This window comes from Nocardia sp. NPDC003482, assembly GCF_053588115.1.
Window position 1 is genome coordinate 58,512 of the sequence record NZ_JBSFPI010000025.1, and the last position, 19,288, is coordinate 77,799.

The window sequence follows — 19,288 nt, forward strand, 5'->3', positions numbered from 1 at the left end:
CAGTTCGCATTTCCCAGAGGGGGACACATGAACTTCTCCGCACCCTCCGACCGCGTCGATCTGCCCATCGATCGCATTCCGGAACGGTGGTACAACGTGATTCCGGATCTGCCGCGGCTGCCGGAGCGCTACATCGACAACTCCACCGGACAGCCCGTGACCAACGAGTACCTCGAGCGGTTGCTGGTGAAAGCCCTTGCGGCGCAGGAAACCTCGATGGAACGGTGGATCACCATTCCGGAGCCGGTGCGCGACGCCTACAAGCTGTGGCGGCCCACCCCGCTGATCCGGGCCCGCGCCCTGGAGCGGGAACTCGACACCCCCGCGCAGATCTGGTTCAAGTACGAGGCGACGTCGCCGACCGGTAGCCACAAGCTGAATTCGGCTCTGGCGCAGGCGTATTACGCCAAGCGCGACGGCCATACCAAGCTGGTCACCGACACCGGCGCGGGTCAGTGGGGCAGCGCGCTGGCGTTGGCCTGCCGTTTGATGGGCCTGGATCTGCTCGTCTACATGGTGCGCGCGAGCTACCACCAGAAGCCCTACCGCCGCCATCTCATCGAGACCTACGGCGCCGAGGTCCGCCCCAGCCCCAGCGACACCACGGAATTCGGCCGCAACCTGCTGGCCGAGTACCCGAACCACCCCGGCAGCGAGGCCACCGCGGTCAGCGAGGCGCTCGAGACGGTCTACTCCGACGAGGGCGCGCGCTTCGCGGTCGGCGCGTTCGCGAACTTCTGCCTGATGCACCACACGGTCATCGGCCTGGAGCTGCGCGAACAACTGGAGATCATCGGCCGCAAGCCCGACTACCTCATCGCGTCGGTCGGCTGCGGATCGAACCTGGGCGGCTTCGCGTTCCCGTTCCTCACCGACAAGATGAACGGCGACGACCTCACCATCCTGGCCGCCGAGCCGGACGCCTGCGCGCCGCTGACCAAGGGCGAGTTCCGGCTGGACTTCGCCGACGCGTCGGGTAAGGGCCCGGGTGTGCACACCTACACCCTCGGCCACGACTTCGTGCCGCCGCCGATCCACGCCGGTGGCCTGCGCTACCACGGCTGCGCGCCGCTGGTCGGCCTCATCCGCAACGCCGGGCTGCTCGACGCGGTCGCCTACCCGCAGACCCAGATCTTCGACGCCGCAACGACTTTCGCCCGCTTGCAGGGTTATGTCCCGGCGCCGGAGAGCGCACACGCCATCCGCGCGGCGATCGATGTCGCGCTGGAGTGCAAGCGCACCGGGCGGGAGGCCACCATCGTGTTCAACTACAGCGGGCACGGCCTGCTCGATCTCGAGGCGTACGGCCGCTACCACGCGGGCCTGCTGCGCGATGTCGAGGAAGAGGACTTCATCGCCCCGCAGCTCGAGGAGCTGAAGGCATGAGGACCTACCCGCTCTACATCGACGGCAAGGACGTCGACGGGGACGGCTGGACCTACGTGGTCAAGGCGTCGGCCCTGCTGCGCGACGTCACCGCCGCCTTCAACCTCAAGCGTGGCCTGGAACTGGGTCAGGTCAAGCCCGAGGACGCCACCGAGGACGTGGTCGGGCGCTGCGCGACCAGCTCCGACGAGCACCACCGCCGGGCGCTCGAGGCCGCCCGGCGGGCCGCGCGCGACCTGCGGGCGTTCCCGCTGGACAAGCGCAAGGCGATCGTCAACGAGTTCAACAAGACGCTGGCCGAGCGGTCCGGCGAGATGACGGAAATCCTGATCGCCGAGGGACATCCGCGCAAACTCGCCCAGTGGGAGATCAGCGGCATGTTGCGCGGCTGCGACGACGCCACCATCGACTGGTACGTCGAGCAGCTGCACCAGACCTTCGAGGTGGACGGCCGCAAGGTCGAGCTGATCCGCAAGCCCGACGGGGTGGTGTGCGTGAACCCGCCGCAGAACGCGGCCGGTTCCAACGGCACCCTCGGCCTGCTGGCGATTCTCACCGGCAACGCCATCGTGGTGAAGGCGCCGCGCTCGACCCCGTTGAGCGTCATGTTCGTCTACCGCGAGCTGCTGGCCCCGATCCTCGAAAAGCACGGCGCCCCACCGGGAACGCTGAACCTGATCAGCGCCGGGACCGAGCCGCTGCTGCGCAGCTGGATGGCCAGCCCCTTGGTCGACGACGTGTTCTTCTTCGGCGACAGCGCCGTGGGCCTGAAGATCGGCGAGGAGTGCCTGCGCAACGGCAAGAAGGCGATCCTCGAACTGTCCGGCAACGACGGGCTGATCGTCTGGGACGACGCGGATCTCGACGCGGCGGCCCGGGCGCTCGAGGAGAGCTTCTTCGGGTCCAGCCAGATCTGCATGGTGCCGAAGTACGCGATCGTGCATCCGGCCGTCGCCGACAAGTTCATCGACATCTTCACCGAGCGGGTCCGCGCGCTGAAGGTCGGCTACCCCGAGGATCCGGACGTGCTGCTGAGTCCGGTGCTCAAGACCGACCGCTTCTTCGACTACCTGTCCGAGGCGCGCGGCCAGGGCGCCGAATTGCTGTGCGGCGGTGAGCGAGTCGACGTCGAGGGCAAACCCTCGGCGATGGGCATGTTCATCCAGCCCACGGTGCTGCGGGTCGACGGCCTCGAGACGGCGCGCGAACTGTCGGCGGTGCGCGAGGAGACGTTCTTCCCGCTGCTGCCGATCGTGGTGCCGGAGTCGGGGCGCGGCGAGGATCTGCTCGACGACGTCATCGAATTCGTCAACGCCAACCACTACGGGCTGCGCAACTCGTTCTGGACCGGCAGCGACGACGTCGCGCGCCGATTCGCGGTCGAGGTGGTCAACGGCGGTCAGCTGAAGATCAACGACTCGCACATCGGGTTCACGTCCTACATCTCCACCCACGGCGGCACGGGCCGCACCGGTGGGGCCTACGGCGAGCTGAACTACGTCGGCCTGCGCACCACCCACATCCAGGGTGTGGCGTGGGGCGACGGCGATCCCCGCCCGTTGGATCCGCGGGTCCTGCAAGCCGACGAGACGATCAGGAGCTGATCCCATGTCGCTTTCCCTGTCGGAGAACGGCGCGACCGCGAACCGCGTGGGCGACGGCGAGCACTTCGATGTGATCATCATCGGATCGCGGTGCGCGGGAGCGCCGTTGGCGACGCTGCTCGCCCGCGCGGGGGTTCGGGTCGTGGTCCTCGAGCAGGCGACGTTTCCGCAGGAGACGCTGTCCTCGCATCTGATGGAGGCGGACGCCCTGTCGTTCCTGAAGCGGCTGGGCCTGCTCAAGCAGATCGAGGCGACGGGGGTGCGGTTCCATCAGCGGGCCGACATCCTCATCAACGACCTGCGCATCCGCGCCCCGTTCACGCTCAGGTTCGACGACCTCGGCGGGACCACGTTCCTGCGGCGGCACCTGCTCGACGCGATCCTCGCCGACGGGGCCGTCGAGGCCGGGGCCGATGTCCGGATGGGCACCAAGGTCGTCGAGGTGCTGCGGGACAACGGCCGGGTGTCCGGCGTGCGCGTGCAGCGCCGGGGCCGGGAGGGCGGCGACAAGACCAGTACCCTGCACGCCCCGTTGGTGGTGGGCGCGGACGGGCGCAACTCGACCCTCGCCGCGGCGGTCGGGTCGCGCAAGTACAACCTCACCCCCAACGGGCGGTCGTACTACTTCACCTTCTTCGAGGACTGGAACCCGGATTACGCCGACTCCTTCCTGTTCCATCGGTGGGGTGACCGGATGGTGTGGGGCGGGCCCGCCGACAGCGACCTGTTCCTGCTCGGCGTCTCGCCCGAGATGCACGAGCGCGACGAGTTCCGCACCGACACCGAGCGAATGTTGCTGGCGCACATGCGCAGTTGTGAGCCCGCGTTCGACGCGCTCGGGAAGGCGAAGATCGCCACCAAGATCTCCGGCATCCGCAGGTTCGAGGGCTACTACCGCGAGCCCATCGGACCGGGCTGGGTGCTGGTCGGCGACGCCGGGCACTTCAAGGATCCCGCGCTGGGCCGCGGCATCGGCGACGCGTTCATCCAGGCCGAGGCGCTCGCCCCGCGGATCGTCGCCGGGCTGGGCGGCGCCGCGGGCGGGGTCGACGTGCAGCTGCGGCACTGGGCGGACTGGCGCGACGAGCGCTTCGCCGGGCACTACTGGCTGACCACCGATCTCGGTGCGGCCGGGGCGATTCCGGCGATGATCACCGAGCGGATCCGGTTGTTGCAGGCCAACGGCGAACTCGACGTGTTCTTCGACCTGTTCTATCACCGGTCGAGTTACTACGACGTGTTCTCCCTGCCGCGCCTGGCCGAGTCGACGCTGCGGCTGCTGGTCTCCGGTCGCGAACCGCGCGGCCCGCTGCTGCGGGAGTCCCTGCCGCTGCTGGCCCGGGAACTGCGCCGCCGGTGGATCAATCGGCACCCGTCGTTCGCCCCGGGCGAGAACGGCGATCCGGCACATCGGGCCGCGAATTCCCGTGCGCTCGAACACAGTTAGTCCCGGACGGTAGGAGAGGAGCCGCCATGCAGCACGATCGAGAAATTTCCGAGGCGGTCGACGTCGTCATCGTCGGCGCGGGCCTGGCCGGGCTGACCGCCGCCCGGGACCTGCGCCGCGCGGGACATTCGGTGCGGATACTCGAGGCCACCGATCACGTGGGCGGCCGCGTGATCGGGGTCCCGATCGGCGACGGCGAGACGATCGAGGCCGGGGGACAGTGGCTGGGCCCCACCCAGGACAACGTCCTGGGCCTGGTCGAGGAGCTGGGCCTGCGCACCTACAAGCAGCGCGTCGCGGGGGACCACCTCTACTACCGGCACGGCGAGCTGTCCCGGTACGACTCGGCGGTCGGCCCGATCCCGCCGATCACCGAGGACGCGCTCGCCGAGATCGGCACGACGATCGCGCGTCTACAGGAACTCGCCGAGGGCGTGGACCCGGCCGCGCCGTGGACCGCGCCGCAGGCCGCGGAGTGGGACAAGATCACCTTCCGCGAGTGGGCCGAGACGGTGACGACCACCGAGGACGCCCGCATGCTCGTCGACTACGTCACCCGCAACACCAATACCGGTGAGACGGGCCAACTTTCGCTGCTGCACATGGTCCGGTACGTGGCGGCCGCGGGCAATGCCGAGACCCCGGGCTCGCTGCTGCGGGTCGTGGTCACCCGCGACGGGGCCTCCCAGTTCCGGATCGTCGGCGGCTCCCAGCTCATTCCGCGGCGCCTCGGCGAGGAGCTGAGCGACGTGCTGACGCTGTCGGCGCCCGTGCGCTCGATCCGCGAGGACGGCGACACCGTGCTGGTCGAGGCGGGCGACGCGGTGATCCGGGCCCGCCGGGTGATCTTCGCGGCGTCGCCGGAGGCGTCGTCGCGCGTCACCTACGATCCGCCGCTGCCGCCCGCGCGGACCGAACTGACCCGGCGGCTGCTGCACGGCGCGCAGATCAAGGTCAACGTGGTGTACGACCGGCCGTTCTGGCGCGACGCCGACCTGTCCGGGTACGTGTGCAGCGACACCGGACCCGCCGCCAACGTCTGGGACAACACGCCCGAATCGGGCACGCCGGGTGTGCTGGTGTGCTTCGTGAAGGGAGACGCGGCCAACGCCCTCGACGACGAGGACGACAGCGTCGTGCGGGAGCGGATTCTCGGCAACCTCACCACGTATTTCGGTGCGGCGGCCGGTGATCCGCGTGAGGTGATCATCCGGCGCTGGCACCTCGAACCGTATGTGTGGGGCTGCCCGGGTTCGCTCGCCGGGCCGGGTCTGCTGACCGAGTACGGTGCGGCGCTGGCCGCGCCCGTCGGTCGAATCCATTGGGCGGGAACCGAAACCGCCACCTATTGGCAGGGCTTCATGGACGGCGCGATCGGCTCCGGACATCGGGTGGCCGCCGAGGTGGCCGAGGTGCTGAGCAACAGAGGTGAGACGTATGCCATCAGCGGTAAATGAACGCGTGGTGACCAGCGACGAGGCTCGGTCGTCCTTCTCGATCGACCAACGACGGACGAGCCCGGCGGCGCTGCTGAGCGGGCAGTTCACCCGCGATCGGGTGCCGTTGCGCAAACCCGTGAACGCGGGTCTGATCGCCGAGCTGGCGGCCGAGCGGTTCGGCCGCACGCCGGTCTATCTCGACAGCCCGTTCCTGTGGGATCCGCAGCAGCGGCTCGAACTCGACTACGTCGAATTCGCCGAACTGGTGCGGAACTTCTCGGCCGTGCTGTACGAGGCCGGGGTGCGGCGCTGGGATCGGGTGGCGATCGTCAAGACGCCGAACTACGACATCCAGGCGCTGGCCGCGGCCGCCGCCCGGATCGGCGCGATTCCCGCCCTCATCTCGGCCAAGCTCGACTCCGACATCATCAATATCCTGCTCGAGCGGGTGCGGCCCAAGGTCGTGATCACCGATACCGAGGTGGCCCGCTACGTCGGATTGACCGAGGCCCGCCTGCGTGAGCTGTCGGCGATCGCCATCGCGCCGATCGACGGCGGCGTCCCGATCGAAAAGCTGTGGGGCGCAAACGTTCCCGATCCCTCCCCGCTGCGCGAGGAGGATCCGATGGTGATCACCCACACCTCGAGCACCACGGGCGTGTCGAAGCTGGCCGAGGCGTCGGCGAAGGGCGTGTCCTGGATCGGGCTGATGGAGTCGATCTTCCCGTTCGCGCACGGCCCGAACGAGCTGTTCGGCAGCGTCATCTCGCATGTGCACATCCGCGCGGTGATCAATTTCCTGGCGACGTTCTCGCGGGGGACGCCGCTGCTGGGCGTGGCCGATCCGAGCAACGAGAACATCGCCGACATCTTCGGCCGGTACCGGCCCACGATCGTCGAGGCCCATCCGAACAAGTTCATGGACTGGGAGGAGATCGCCGACCACCCGAACGATCCGTTCGCCTCGGTTCGGGTGTACTTCAACACCTTCGACGCCATCCATCCCCGGACCATCCAGCGGTTGCTGGAGGCGTCGAAGCGCCGGTTCCCGGTGTGGTTGCAGTGCTACGGCATGACCGAGGTGCAGGCGGTGACCGTGCGTCCCTACACGCGGGCGAGCGCGGCCCGCTCGGCGCGGGACAATTCGCGCAGCGTCGGCTGGGAGCTGCCCGGCGTGCGGGCCCGCATCGCCGACCCGGAGACCGGCAAGCGGCGGCGCGACCAGAGCGAGCCCGGCATGATCCAGGTGAAGACGCCGTCGCGGGCGCTGTCGTTCGTCGGCACCCCGGAGAAGTTCTCCGAACGCCGCCACGGCAAGTGGTTCGACACCGGCGACTGGGGCCGGCGCGGCAAGTGGGGTCAGCTCGAGGTGCTCGACCGGGTGGCCGACCGCATCGAGGGCGTGCAGAGCTGCCTGTGGATCGAAGACCAACTGCTGGACGGGATTCCGGACGCCGAGGAGATCGTGGTCGTGCCCGACGGCGACGGCAAACCGGTGCCGGTGATCTGTATGCGGCCGGGCCGGTCGCTGGATCCCGACGTCTGGCAGAAGGCCAGCCGGGGCATCACCGGGCTGGGCGAGCCGTTCGAGGTCACCCCCGAGGCCCTGCATCGCACCGCGACCGCCAAGGCGCGGCGCTACCTGCTGACCGAACTGGTCAAGCGGGAGGACCACCGGCGGGCCCAGGAACTCCAGCGCGAGATCGTGCTGCGTGACGGCGCGTGACGACGGACGGTGACGGTGAAAGTACTTCCCACCAAGGCCCGGGCCCGGCTCGACCACATCGCGGCGCAACTGCCGGTGGCGCACCTGTTCTCGCGCACGCACGCGCGCGTGTTCCGGTGGAGTCGCGGCCGGATCGCCCCGCGTTGGGGCGGCACGCCGATCCTGGTGCTGGAGACCCGGGGCCGCAAGACCGGTAAGACGCGCCTGGCGCCGGTGATCTATCTGCGGGACGGATCGGATCTGGTGGTGTTCGCCGCGGCGGCGGGTTCGGACAAGGCCCCGGCGTGGTGGCGCAATCTCCAGGCCGAACCCCACGCGACGGTCACGTTGCGCGGGGACGGCCGGGTCCGGGTCCGGGCGCGCCGGGCCGAACCGGCCGAGCGGGAACGGCTCTGGCCGCGGTTCGTCGCCGGACATCCGGCGGCGGAGTTGTTCGCGACCTACACCAGTCGCGATATCCCGATGGTCATCCTCGAACCGGCCTGAACACCGAGGAGTCCCGTGCCGACGCCCGATCCCGCGATCCTGTGGCAGGACCACGCCGACGCCGCGGCGCCGGTGGCGATCGTGTTGCCCGCCATGGGAGTTCGCGCGAAGTACTATCGTCCGTTCGCGGACGCCCTCGTGGCCGAGGGTTTCCACAGTGCCGTGATCGAGCTGCGCGGCCAGGGCAGGACCGACCCCGCCCCGCGCCGCGGCACCGACCACGGCTTCGCCGAACTGGTCACCGAAGACCTGCCCGCGGCCCTCGCGGCGGCCCGCGATCGTTTTCCCGCATCGTCGTTGCTGCTCGTCGGGCACAGCCTCGGCGGTCATCTCGCGGCCCTGTACGCCGCGGCGGCAACCGGTGCTCGCACCCGCTCCACCGAGACGTCGGCCGCTGTCGCCCAAGCGTTTTCGAGTGTGGCCGGGGTGGTCATGATCGCGGCCGATTCGCCGTATCACCGGGTGTACGGGGTGCGCGGGCCGGAGATTCTCGCCACCACGCAGTTCGCCGCCGCGGTCTCGCGTGTGCTCGGGTACTTCCCCGGCGACAAGCTCGGTGGGCTCGGCGCGCAGCCGCGGCGGCTCATGCTGGAATGGGCGCACCTCGCGCGCACCGGCCGCTACGACATCGCCGGAATGCCCTGCGCCGAGGACGAACTCGGACAGGTGCGGCTGCCGGTGCTGGCGATCTCCGTGGCGGGGGATCGGGTGGCGCCGCCCGCGTCGGTGGACCACCTGGTCGGCAAGCTCGGGCGCGCGGAGGTCCAGCGGTGGCATCTGACGCGGGAGGCCGTCGACGGGGCGAACCTGAACCACGTCACCTGGGTCAAGCGGTCCGGCCCGGTGGCCGCGCAGATCGCGTCCTGGTGGGCGACGAAACCAGCCGCCGCCGAAGGAAATTCAGCTGAGCGGTGACGGCGGCGTCGAAGCCGTCCAGGAAACCCGCGTAGTGGCCGCCGGGCAGCCGGACGACCTCGCCGTGCGGGGCGCGCCGCCCGGCACGCGCCGCGGGCTCGTGCGGGGCGACGCCGTCCTCCTCGTGCACCAGAACCAGCAGCGGCACAGCGATTCTCGGGGCGACCCGACCGGGCCGATCGAAGCCGATCCGCACGGCCGACCGCGCCGCGACCTCGGGCCGCCACCGATACTCGCCGCGCGGATCGAGCGCGCGCGGGCCGTTGCGGGAGTCGGCGGTGGTCAGCGCCGCCACACTTCCGGCCGGACCGGTCAACGGGACCAGCAGTGGGGCACGCCCGACGGCCGTGGCCGCCACATCCCGGCCCGCCGCGAGCACGAGTCGGCCCATCGCGCGTAAGGGCGTCTCGCGCAAGGCATTACGAATCCCGGCCCAGCCGTCGGCGTTCGGCGCGAAGGCGATGGCCGCGCCCAGCTCCGGGTGCTCGGCCGCGACCCGCAGGACATGACCGCCCGACGCGGAGAACCCCCAGATCGCGATCCGGCGCGGATCCACCCCGTCGAGCGTGCGGGCGCGGGCGAGCGCCGCGTCCCAGTCCCGCAGCTGCTCCCGGAACCGCACCACCTGCCGGGGGCCGCCGCCGCTCGCGCCCAGCCCGCGATAGTCGAAGGCGAGCACGCCGAACCCCGCCGCCGCGAAGGCCCGCGCGAAGCGATCGGTACCCGGCTCCTTGGGTACGCCCAGTCCCGCCGCCATCACCACGCAGGTCCCGTTGGATCCGAGATAGTGCCAGGCCGCGCAGCGGACCCCGGCGCTGTCGAACGCGACGGACACTCGTTCCACCAAGGCTCCTCCAGAGGTAGGGGACAGCCGACGGGTACGCGAACGCTCGCCGACTCTAATGCCCGAAATGTCGTGTGCCAGGGAGTCCGCGCTGGTGGCGGCGTGTTGAGCGAAACTAGAACGAGTTATAAGTTGGAGCCCATGCCGCATGCGGACTCCGAGGCCGAACTGCTCGCGACCGTCGAACGATCCCCGCGTGCGGTGGCCGCCCACGACCGCGCGGCCTGGGTGGGCCTGTTCACCCCGACGGCCCGCGTGGAGGATCCGGTGGGCTCCCGGCCGCACGTCGGCACGGCCGCGATCGAGCGGTTCCACGACACCTTCATCGGCCCCAACACCATCGTCTTCCGGGTCGAGCACGACATCGTGTGCGGCACGACCGTTTTCCGCGATCTGTCCATCGCGATCACCATGTCGACAGGCGTGACCCTCACGGTGCCCATGCATCTGCGCTACGACCTGTCCCGGGTCGCGGGGGAGTGGCGCATCGCCGGGCTGCGCGCGCACTGGGAACTGCCGACGATGATCGGCCGGCTGCTGACCGCCGGGCGAGCGGGACTCGCCGCCGCGCCGCTCGTCGGAGCCCGCCTGATCCGGCACCAAGGGCTCGGGGGCACAGTCGGATTCGCGCGCGGCTTTCTCCGGGTGGGTGCGGCGGGGAAGCGTGCGGCCGTGGATACGCTCGCGGCGCTCGGGCAAGGAAAGCCCCTGTCCCCGAACAGCGTTCTCGAGTGGCCCGCCGGAAACCCCATCGGCGCAGGCGAATTCGCCGCCCGTGCGCGCGGACTGGAGATCGGCAAGACCCTCGCCGCGGGCCGCTTCGTCACCGCCACCGTCGAGACCCCGGCCGGCCGCGGCATCGCCGAGATCGAGGTCGCTCGCCGGGCCGGGCACATCGCGGCGATTCGCGTGTATTCGACCGGCTGAGCGCCCGCCCGCCCGGCGACATCGATTGCGAATGGACATCAGTCCAGGTAGACACGCCGAATATCTACCCACGGGTCGGCTTGTTTCGAGGGCGGGACGCGGATGCGCCGGGCAGAATGCCGGATGTGGATGGCTGGGGCGGGCGAGCGGCGGAGGAGCGCAAGCGGCACGGACGGCACTACACGCCCGAGCGGCTGGCGGAGTTCCTCGCGGCGCGGCTGCTCGCGCAGGCGGTGCCCGCCGGGCCGGGTGAGCTGAGCATTCTCGACCCCGCGTGCGGGGACGGCGAGCTGTTGCTGGCCGCGCGGCGGGTGGCTCGCGCGCGCTTCCCGGGCGTGCGGGTGCGGCTGATCGGATACGACATGGACGAGACCGCGATCGCGGTGGCCGCCGCCCGGGAGCCGGACGTCGAATGGCACGTCGGCGATTTCCTGCACGCGGCGACCACGCTCGCCGACGCGCGGTTCGACGTGGTGATCGCGAATCCGCCCTACGTGCGCACCCAGCAACTCGGCGCGGAGACCGCGCGACTGCTCAGCCGCCGGTTCAGTCTGCAGGGCCGGATCGATCTGACCCATCCGTTCGTCGCGAGCCTGCCCCGCCTGCTGCGGCCCGGGGGTGTGCTGGGGTTGTTGTGCGCCAACCGATTTCTGACCACCAAGGCGGGCGCGAATCTGCGCGAGCTGCTGTGCGCGGAGCTGTCGCCGGTGGAACTGTACGACCTCGGCGACACCCGGCTGTTCGAGGCCGCGGTGCTGCCCGCGATCACCATCGCGGTCCGGGCGGAGCGGGCGGAGCCGTGCCGCTACGTCTCGGCGTACGAGGTGCCCGACGGCGTGCCCACCGGCGACGCGGACCTGTTCGCGGTGCTGAACGAGCCGCGCGACTGCCTGATCGACCACGACGGCCGCTGCGTCGCCATCGAGGTCGGCACCCTCGAGACGGGCCGCGCGTCCACGCCCCGGCCCGCGGGCGCGGCGGTCGACTACTCGGTGCCGTGGCGGATGTCGCGGCCGGGCACCGACGACTGGCTGCGGCGGGTCGGCAACGGCACCTGGAAGACCTTCGGCGAACTCGCGCGAATCCGGGTGGGCATCAAGACGACCGCCGATCGGGTGTTCATCTCCGACCAGTGGGAGCATCGGGAGCCGCGCCCGGAACCGGAGTTGCTGTTCGATCTGCTCACCCATCACGACATGGCCCCGTGGCGGGTGGCCCGCGCCCGCGACACCCGGGTGCTCTATCCCTACGACGTCACCCAGCCCCGGCGCACCCCGGTCGATCTCGCGCTGTTCCCCGGCGCCGCGGCGTATCTCGGCGAGCACAAGGACACCCTGGCCGCGCGGAACTATCTGGCCGCGAGCGGACGCGAGTGGTTCGAGATCTGGGTGCCGCAGCGGCCGCATCTGTGGCGGCTGCCCAAACTGGTGTTCCCCGACATCAGCGTGCTGCCCCGGTTCGCGCTCGACCGCAGCGGCGCGATCGTCAACGGCGACTGCTACTGGATCTCGGTGCCCGACCTCGGCGCGGATCGGGTCGCGAATCTCATGATGGGCGTGGCGAATTCGACGCTGGGGCTGCGGTTCTACGACGCGGTGTGCGGCAACCGGCTCTACGCGGGACGGCGGCGCTGGATCACCCAGTACGTGGCGCGGCTGCCCGTCCCCGATCCCTCGACCCCGGCCGCGATCGCGCTGGCCGAGTTGGTGCGCACCTTCGTCGACGGCGCGCCGGTGGCGACGGCCGAACTGGACGAGCGGGTGGCCGCGGCCTTCGAAATGGATTCGCTGACAGCGACTTTCACTCCGTGACGCGCGTGGTGTGCACCATCGGCAGCAGCGTGCGGCGGGCGAAGTCGCGGGCGGCGCCCTCGTCGCCCAGCGGGATGAGCCCGTCCGGCGTGAGCGCCAGCGACTGGGCCAGCCGGGCCATGATCTCCGCGACCAGGTCCGGATCGAAGTCCAGTTCGTCGCCGGGATCGCGCAGCGCGCGCAGCTTCTCGGCGAGATAGGCGCGGCCCACCGCGAGGATCGGACCGGCCTCGGTGGTCAGGCGCGGCAGGATGACCTCGGGTTCGGTGCGCAACAGGCGTTGCAGCAGTTCGTTGCGGGCCAGCAGGGTGATGAACGCGACGAACACCTCCACCAACTGATCCGCGCCGTCGTCGATCGAACCCACCCGCTGCTCGATCTCGGCCACGAACAGCTGCGCCTCCCGCACGCCGACCGCCTCGACCAGATCGTTCTTCGACTCGAACCGGCGATACAGGGTGGCCGGGCTGATGCCGGCGCGGCGCGCGATCTCGCCCATGCTGGTGCGCTTGATGCCGAAGTCGAGGAATGCCGACAGGGCGCTCTCGAGCAACTGTTCGCCGTCGGAGCGCGGCTTCTCCAGGATGCGCGCCAGAATGGGTGGGACGGTGGGCATCGGAGACTCCAGTCGATCGGCGGACACCGCGTCGATGCGGAAGGCGGACGGTCATTATCTCACCTCCGCCCGGGGCCCCTACCGCAGGTCGAGCGCCGCCATCTCCCACTCGATCGCGTTGGCCGCGAAATCGCTGCCGCAGCAACGTAACTCGTGCACCCTGCGGTGCAGGGCCTCGATTCCCCCCGGCTGCGCCGCGATATCGGCCACGCTGACCCGTCCCTGGAATCGGTGCATACCGGACTGCTCGTACGCCACCGTACAACCTCCTGCTTGCCCTCGCCGCGGACCGCTGGGCGGACGGGCTCGCCGACAGGTCCGCACCTCGGCCACGCACCGAAATGCTAACAAGAGTGATGAAATTTCATTCGAGAGCTGTGGTCCGACTCACAGCTCTTTCGCGTCGCGGTGCAGGGTGAGGTTGTGCAGATAGACCTGCGCGTTGAGCCGGATGCGTTCCCGCTCGGCGTCGCCCAGTTCGCGGCGCACCTTGCCGGGCACGCCCGCGACCAGTGAGCCGGGCGGGATCTCGGCGTTCTCGGGAATGAGCGCGTTGGCCGCGATCAGGCTGCCCGCGCCGATCACCGCGCCGTTGAGCACGGTCGCGCCCATGCCGACCAGCACGTCGTCGCCGATCGTGCAGCCGTGCAGAATCGCGTTGTGCCCCACCGAGACTCCGCGGCCCACGGTCAGCGGGAAACCGGGGTCGGCGTGCAGCACGCAGCCGTCCTGGATATTGGTCTCCGCGCCGACGGCGATGTCCTCGAGATCGCCGCGCAGCACCGCGCCGTACCAGACGCCGACCCGCTCGGCCAGGCGCACCCGCCCGATCACGGTGGCGTTCGGCGCGATCCACGCGCTCTCGTCGATCGTCGGGACGTGCTCACCCAGTTGAATCCTCATGGTGGTGAACCTAGTTGTTCTTGAACGCGGCGCGGTGGGCGGCCGGGGACAGCCCGAGGGTGCGGTGGAAGTGGTGGCGCAGATTCACCGCGGTGCCCAGCCCCGCGTCGGCGGCGACGCGATCCATGGTGTCGTCGGTGGATTCGAGCAGCAGCCGCGCGCGGTCGACCCGCTGCTGCAACAGCCACTGCTGCGGGCTCGAACCGGTGCGCTCGCGGAAGCGCCGGGTGAAGGTGCGCCGCGACATGAGCGCCGTGCGGGCCCAGCCGTCGAGGTCGATCGGTTCGCTCAAATGCCCACGCGCCCAGACCATCGCGTGTTCGATCGGGTCGTCGTCGGTGTCGTCGGGGACGGCGACCGGGATGTACTGCGCCTGCGAGCCGCCGCGATAGGGCGCCAAGACGAGGGTGCGGGCCAGTTCGGTGGCCATCCGGCTGCCGTGGTCGCTCCGGACCAGGTGCAGGCAGCAGTCCAGGGCCGCGGCCACCCCGGCGGAGGTGACCAGATCCCCGAGATCGGTCCACAACCGGTCGGCGCGCACCCGCACCGCCGGGTAGGCGGCCGACAGGCGCGCGGCGGCCGACCAGTGCGTGGTGATCTCGCGGCCGTCGGCCAGGCCGGTGCTCGCGATCGCGAAGGCGCCCAGGCACAGTCCGACGACGCGGGCGCCGCGGTCGTGCGCGGCCCGCACCGCGTCGCGGACCTCGCGCGTGGGTTCGAGATCGGGTCGCCAACTGGGGACGACGACGGTGTCGGCGGCCGCCAGCGTGTCCAGGCCGTGGCGCACGTACAGCTCGAAATCGCCCGGCGTGCGCACGATTCCGGGTGTCTCGGCGCAGGTGTGCACCCGGTACGGGGCCGAGGCCGCGGTGCTCGTGCCGATCCGGCCGAACACCAGGCCCGGGATGGACAGGTGGAACGGGCTGATGCCGTCGAAGGCGAGCACGGCGACCGAATGCATGGCCTGATTTTAGCGAAGCGCGGCCTTCGGGCCACTGTCGTGCCGGTCGCGCCGCGCCGAGACTGGTCCGCATGACGAACACGATCTCCACCACCGTCGCCCTGCTGCACATCGGCGGACCCACCGTCCGATTCCGTTACGGCGCGCTCACTTTCCTCGTCGATCCGACCTTCGACGAACCCGGCGACTACCCGCTGGGCCCGGTGACGCTGCACAAGCTGACCGGTCCCGCGATCCCCGCCGATCGGGTCGGCCCGGTCGACGTGGCGCTGGTGTCGCACGATCAGCACGCGGACAACCTCGATCACGGCGGCCGGACCTTCCTGGCGGGGGTGCCGCTGGTGCTTTCCACTGTGGAGGCGGCCGAGCGCATGGAAGACGTTAGGGGCCTGCCGAATTGGGACAGCGTCGAGATCGGTGGCGTCACGGTGACGGGAGTCCCGGCCCTGCACGGACCCGAGGGCGCCGAGGCGCTGTCGGGCCCGGTCACCGGTTTCGTGCTGCGGGCGGCGGGCCTGCCGACGGTCTACGTCTCCGGCGACAACGCCTCGGTCGACCTCGTCGCCGAGATCGCGGCCCGGGTCGGCCGCATCGATATCGCCCTGCTGAACGTGGGCGCGGGCAATGTCGGACGGTACGGCGACGTGGACGTCACCCTCAACGCGCGCACGGCGGTCGAGGCGGCCCGCGCGCTCGGCGACGCGGTGATCGTGCCCGTGCACGCCGAGGGCTGGGCGCACTTCACCGAGACCCTGGACCACTTGCGGCGCGCGTTCGGCTACGCGGGCCTGACCGACCGGCTGCACATCCCGCCGCTCGGCGTGGAGATCACGGTGTGACACCCATTCCGGTTGCCGATTGATTGCGATCCGGCGAATCGCCGACGCCGGATCGCGCGGGGCACCGTGCCGGTGGTCCACCATTGGCCTATGAGTATCGACGTGCTACCGGACGATCGTGCCGGGTGCCGTTTCGATCGCCGGGTCAATGCCGGGTCGGCGAATTCCCGCCCGCCCCGGACCTATGGAAACCGAACGTCCGATATGTTGTTACCCCCTGGAAATATAAGGCACCGAAACCTCGCCATTCCCCACGTATGTATGCGATGATGACTCGAGAACGCAGTATGCCCACCGGTGTGTCAGGGGTGCGGTAGTTCGCACGGTTGTACAGCAACGACGCTTACCACAATCGAATTCTCCAGTTCTTGTGTAAGGTAGCTGACCCGAGGGGATGCGGATGAACCGCGGGAACTTGTCGCAGCACCCATCAACTCTTGTGGACATATTATTGCGGCGGGGTCTGGAAGAGCCCGGTCGAACGGCTTATATATTTCTCGACGAGCGTGGCGGTCGCGAGGAAGAGAATTACGGCCTGCTATTGGACCGGGTATTCGGCACGGCGGCGCGATTACAGGAAGTCAGCGCGCCCGGCGATCGAATTCTCCTGTTGTGTCCGCCCGGCCCGGATATGGTGCACGCGCTTTTCGCCTGTCTGCTGTCGCGCCGCATCGCCGTGCCGTTGTATGTGCCCACCTCGCAACGGCATTCGGAGACCGTCGCCGCGATCGCGCGCGACAGCGGGGCGACCGCCGTCCTCGCCCCGCGCGCGGCCGCCGCGGTGGCCCGCGACCGGCTGGGCTGGACGGGCCCGACGGTGCTCGACACCGGCGATGTCGACCCCGGCGCGCGACCGCCGCTGGACGAGCCGCCCGGCCCGGACGACATCGCGTACCTGCAATACACCTCCGGGTCGACCGGCAGCCCCAAGGGCGTCGTGGTCCGCCACCGCAACCTGATGCACAACATCGCCGATCTGTGCGCGGCGTTCGGCCTCACGCCCGACAGCACCGGGGCCTACTGGCTGCCGCCCTCGCACGACATGGGCCTGATCCTGGGCATCCTCACCCCGCTGCACACCGGCTTCCCGGTGACCCTCATGGCCCCGCTGACGTTCCTGCGGGATCCGCTGCGGTGGCTGCGCGCGATCGCCGAGCACCCGAAAACCGTTGCGGGCGGGCCGAATCTGGCCTACGGCATCTGCGCCGAGCGCGTCTCCGACGCCGACGCCGCCGCGCTGGACCTCTCCGGCTGGGAGGTCGCGCTGGTCGGCGCCGAACCGGTGAACCCGACCGTGCTGCGGGCCTTCGCCGACAAGTTCGCGGTGGCCGGATTCCGGCCCGACGCCTTCCTCCCGGCCTACGGACTGGCCGAGGCCACCCTGTACGTGAGCGGCGGACCGCCCGGTTCGGGCGTGCGCACCCGCAGGTTCTCCGGCGCGGCGCTGGAACGCGGCGAGGTCGTCGAACACCCGGACGGGCGCGAACTCGTCGACGTCGGCCCGGTGGGCGCGGGCGCCGCGGTGCTGGTCGATCCCGGCACGCGAAGACGGGTGGAACCCGGGCGGGTCGGGGAGATCTGGCTGCGCGGCCCGAGTGTCACCACGGGCTACTGGCGCAAACCCGAGGAGAGCGAACGGACCTTCGCGGCCCGGATCGAGGGCGAGCCCGACGCGACATATCTGCGCACCGGCGATCTCGGCTTCGCCGTCGACGGCCATCTGTTCATCTGCGGCCGCAGCAAAGAGGTCATGATCATCAACGGCCGCAATCTCTTTCCGCAGGATATCGAGTGGAGTATCGAATCCAATCACCCCGGGCTGCGGCGGGGCGGCTGCGCGGCGTTCTCCGCGGAGGTGGACGGTGAGGAACGGCTGATCGTCGTCCAGGAACTCGACGGCGCCGCCGCCGCGGATCTCGAGGCGTCCATCAAATCCGCCGTCAGCCGGGAACACGCCGTCGCCCTGCACCGGGTGATATTCGTCGACAAGGGTCAGGTGCCCAAGACGACGAGCGGAAAGATCCGCCGCGCACAACTGCGGCGAGCCTATGCGAGTGAATCCGAATCGAGGTTGTCATGAGCCACGCGCCCGGCGCCACGGGAACGACGGAATACTTCGTGGAATGGGTGCGGCAGCGGCTGGGAGTCGAGTCCGTCGACCCCCGCACCCCGCTCACCGCCCTCGGCCTGGATTCGGTGAAGGCCGCCGAATTGTTGACCATTCTCGAGGATCAATTCGATACCGAGATATCGGCCGAGGATATGTACGCCGATATGAGTATCGCGGATTTGGCGAAACAGGTCGGCGCGCATCGGGAACCCACCGCGGACATCGAATTCGGGCTGTTCTTCTTCGCCAGCGACGCCCAGCGCAGCGACGCCAACCGGTACCGCCTGCTACTGGACAGCGCGCGCTTCGCCGACACCCACGGCTTCCGGGCGATCTGGTTGCCGGAGCGGCATTTTCACAAATTCGGCGGCCTGTACCCGAATCCGGCCGTGCTCGGCGCCGCGGTGGCAACCGCCACGCAACAGGTGCGGATCCGCGCGGGCAGTGTGGTCCTCCCGCTGCACAATCCGGTCCGGGTGGCCGAGGACTGGTCGGTGGTCGACAACCTCTCGCACGGCCGGGTCGATCTCGCCTTCGCCACCGGCTGGAATCCCGACGACTTCGTGCTCGCCCCCGGCGAGTACGCCGAGCGGGTCGAGGTCACCCGCGCCGGGATGGAGACCGTGCGGCGGCTGTGGCGGGGTGAGACGATCGAGCTGCCCAACGGCGTCGGCGACGCCCGCCCGGTGCGGATCTTCCCGACCCCCATCCAGCCGGACGTGGCGACCTGGGTGACGTGCAGCGGCAGTGTGGAGCGGTTCGAGATGGCGGGCGGGCTCGGCGCCAATGTGCTCACCGCCCTGCTGTTCCAGGACATCGATGAACTGGCGGAGAAGCTCGCCGCCTACCGCAAGGCGCGCGCGCACGCGGGTCACGATCCCGACGGCGGGACGGTCACCGTCATGCTGCACACCTTCGTCGGCGAGCGCGAGGACATGGTCCGCCAGACCGTGCGCGCGCCGTTCCGCGGCTACCTCGAGGACTCCGTGGACCTGTGGCGGCGCGGGTTGTCCTCGCTCGACACCTTGGACGACCGCTCGCGAAACAAGGTGCTGGACTTCGCCTTCGAGCGCTACTACCGATCGAGCGGGCTGTTCGGCACCCCCGATTCGGCCCGGACCATGGTCGAACAGCTGCGCGAGGCCGGGGCCGACGAGATCGCCTGCCTGATCGATTTCGGGATCGACGAGCCGACCGTGCTCGCCGGGCTGGAATCGCTCGCGACGCTGAAGAACTCGATCCGCGGTCTCTAGCCGTCGGTCTCAGGAGGCGGG

At 70.0% G+C, this 19,288-nt stretch carries 17 protein-coding genes; 12 read left to right on the forward strand and 5 right to left on the reverse strand.

The genetic code is table 11. From position 1 onward, the window contains the following. Positions 1 to 27: 27 nt before the first annotated feature. Genes ACWDSJ_RS31390 through ACWDSJ_RS31420 form a run of 7 tightly spaced genes read left to right on the forward strand, consistent with a single transcriptional unit; the run spans position 28 to position 9,003 of the window. Positions 28 to 1,386, forward strand: a complete 1,359-nt coding sequence (locus ACWDSJ_RS31390) for a TrpB-like pyridoxal phosphate-dependent enzyme (protein WP_387361357.1) — start codon at positions 28 to 30, stop codon at positions 1,384 to 1,386. Beyond that, positions 1,383 to 2,990, forward strand: a complete 1,608-nt coding sequence (locus ACWDSJ_RS31395) for an aldehyde dehydrogenase family protein (RefSeq protein WP_450036198.1) — start codon at positions 1,383 to 1,385, stop codon at positions 2,988 to 2,990. Before ACWDSJ_RS31390 ends, ACWDSJ_RS31395 begins: the two co-directional genes overlap by 4 nt. 4 nt (positions 2,991 to 2,994) lie before the next feature. After that, positions 2,995 to 4,437 (forward strand): NAD(P)/FAD-dependent oxidoreductase, encoded by a 1,443-nt coding sequence (locus ACWDSJ_RS31400; RefSeq protein ID WP_450036200.1) that lies wholly within the window; start codon positions 2,995 to 2,997, stop codon positions 4,435 to 4,437. Positions 4,438 to 4,463: 26 nt separating this feature from the next. Further along, positions 4,464 to 5,894 (forward strand): flavin monoamine oxidase family protein, encoded by a 1,431-nt coding sequence (locus ACWDSJ_RS31405; protein WP_387361363.1) that lies wholly within the window; start codon positions 4,464 to 4,466, stop codon positions 5,892 to 5,894. Next, positions 5,875 to 7,602, forward strand: a complete 1,728-nt coding sequence (locus ACWDSJ_RS31410) for an AMP-binding protein (protein ID WP_450036202.1) — start codon at positions 5,875 to 5,877, stop codon at positions 7,600 to 7,602. The genes ACWDSJ_RS31405 and ACWDSJ_RS31410 overlap by 20 nt, the downstream gene beginning before the upstream one ends. A 15-nt stretch (positions 7,603 to 7,617) precedes the next feature. Continuing rightward, positions 7,618 to 8,088, forward strand: a complete 471-nt coding sequence (locus ACWDSJ_RS31415) for a nitroreductase/quinone reductase family protein (protein ID WP_450036204.1) — start codon at positions 7,618 to 7,620, stop codon at positions 8,086 to 8,088. A gap of 15 nt (positions 8,089 to 8,103) precedes the next feature. Next, positions 8,104 to 9,003: an alpha/beta hydrolase family protein gene (locus ACWDSJ_RS31420; protein WP_450036206.1), complete on the forward strand. Its 900-nt coding sequence runs from the start codon at positions 8,104 to 8,106 to the stop codon at positions 9,001 to 9,003. Here ACWDSJ_RS31420 and ACWDSJ_RS31425 read toward each other — a convergent pair. After that, on the reverse strand, positions 8,915 to 9,847 hold the full coding sequence (locus tag ACWDSJ_RS31425; protein WP_450036207.1) for an alpha/beta hydrolase: 933 nt from the start codon (positions 9,845 to 9,847) through the stop codon (positions 8,915 to 8,917). The genes ACWDSJ_RS31420 and ACWDSJ_RS31425 overlap by 89 nt on opposite strands. Before the next feature lie 141 nt (positions 9,848 to 9,988). Here ACWDSJ_RS31425 and ACWDSJ_RS31430 point away from each other — a divergent pair, with 141 nt between their 5' ends. After that, a complete protein-coding gene (locus ACWDSJ_RS31430; RefSeq protein WP_450036208.1) occupies positions 9,989 to 10,774 on the forward strand; it encodes a nuclear transport factor 2 family protein in 786 nt (261 codons plus the stop codon). A 116-nt stretch (positions 10,775 to 10,890) separates the two neighbouring features. After that, positions 10,891 to 12,585, forward strand: a complete 1,695-nt coding sequence (locus ACWDSJ_RS31435) for an Eco57I restriction-modification methylase domain-containing protein (RefSeq protein ID WP_450036210.1) — start codon at positions 10,891 to 10,893, stop codon at positions 12,583 to 12,585. On the opposite strand, the gene ACWDSJ_RS31440 is transcribed toward ACWDSJ_RS31435, so the two are convergent. The 4 genes from ACWDSJ_RS31440 to ACWDSJ_RS31455 form a co-directional block, all read right to left on the reverse strand. Then, positions 12,575 to 13,201 (reverse strand): TetR/AcrR family transcriptional regulator, encoded by a 627-nt coding sequence (locus tag ACWDSJ_RS31440; RefSeq protein WP_387361376.1) that lies wholly within the window; start codon positions 13,199 to 13,201, stop codon positions 12,575 to 12,577. The genes ACWDSJ_RS31435 and ACWDSJ_RS31440 overlap by 11 nt on opposite strands. Before the next feature lie 78 nt (positions 13,202 to 13,279). Beyond that, entirely contained in the window at positions 13,280 to 13,459 is a 180-nt protein-coding gene (locus ACWDSJ_RS31445; protein WP_387361378.1) for a hypothetical protein, read from the reverse strand. 129 nt (positions 13,460 to 13,588) lie between these two features. Then, positions 13,589 to 14,104, reverse strand: a complete 516-nt coding sequence (locus ACWDSJ_RS31450; protein WP_450036213.1) for a gamma carbonic anhydrase family protein — start codon at positions 14,102 to 14,104, stop codon at positions 13,589 to 13,591. 10 nt (positions 14,105 to 14,114) lie between these two features. After that, positions 14,115 to 15,065, reverse strand: a complete 951-nt coding sequence (locus tag ACWDSJ_RS31455) for a GlxA family transcriptional regulator (protein WP_450036214.1) — start codon at positions 15,063 to 15,065, stop codon at positions 14,115 to 14,117. Positions 15,066 to 15,136: 71 nt separating this feature from the next. Between ACWDSJ_RS31455 and ACWDSJ_RS31460 the strand changes: the two genes are divergently transcribed. From ACWDSJ_RS31460 to ACWDSJ_RS31470, 3 genes are all read left to right on the forward strand, one after another. Then, entirely contained in the window at positions 15,137 to 15,904 is a 768-nt protein-coding gene (locus tag ACWDSJ_RS31460) for an MBL fold metallo-hydrolase (protein WP_450036216.1), read from the forward strand. A gap of 400 nt (positions 15,905 to 16,304) precedes the next feature. Further along, the gene (locus ACWDSJ_RS31465; protein ID WP_450036217.1) at positions 16,305 to 17,984 is read left to right on the forward strand and encodes a fatty acyl-AMP ligase; all 1,680 of its coding nucleotides are present in this window, start codon (positions 16,305 to 16,307) and stop codon (positions 17,982 to 17,984) included. Then, complete coding sequence (locus ACWDSJ_RS31470; RefSeq protein ID WP_450036219.1) at positions 17,981 to 19,267, forward strand: MupA/Atu3671 family FMN-dependent luciferase-like monooxygenase; 1,287 nt, start codon at positions 17,981 to 17,983, stop codon at positions 19,265 to 19,267. Before ACWDSJ_RS31465 ends, ACWDSJ_RS31470 begins: the two co-directional genes overlap by 4 nt. The last annotated feature ends 21 nt before the right edge of the window (positions 19,268 to 19,288 follow it).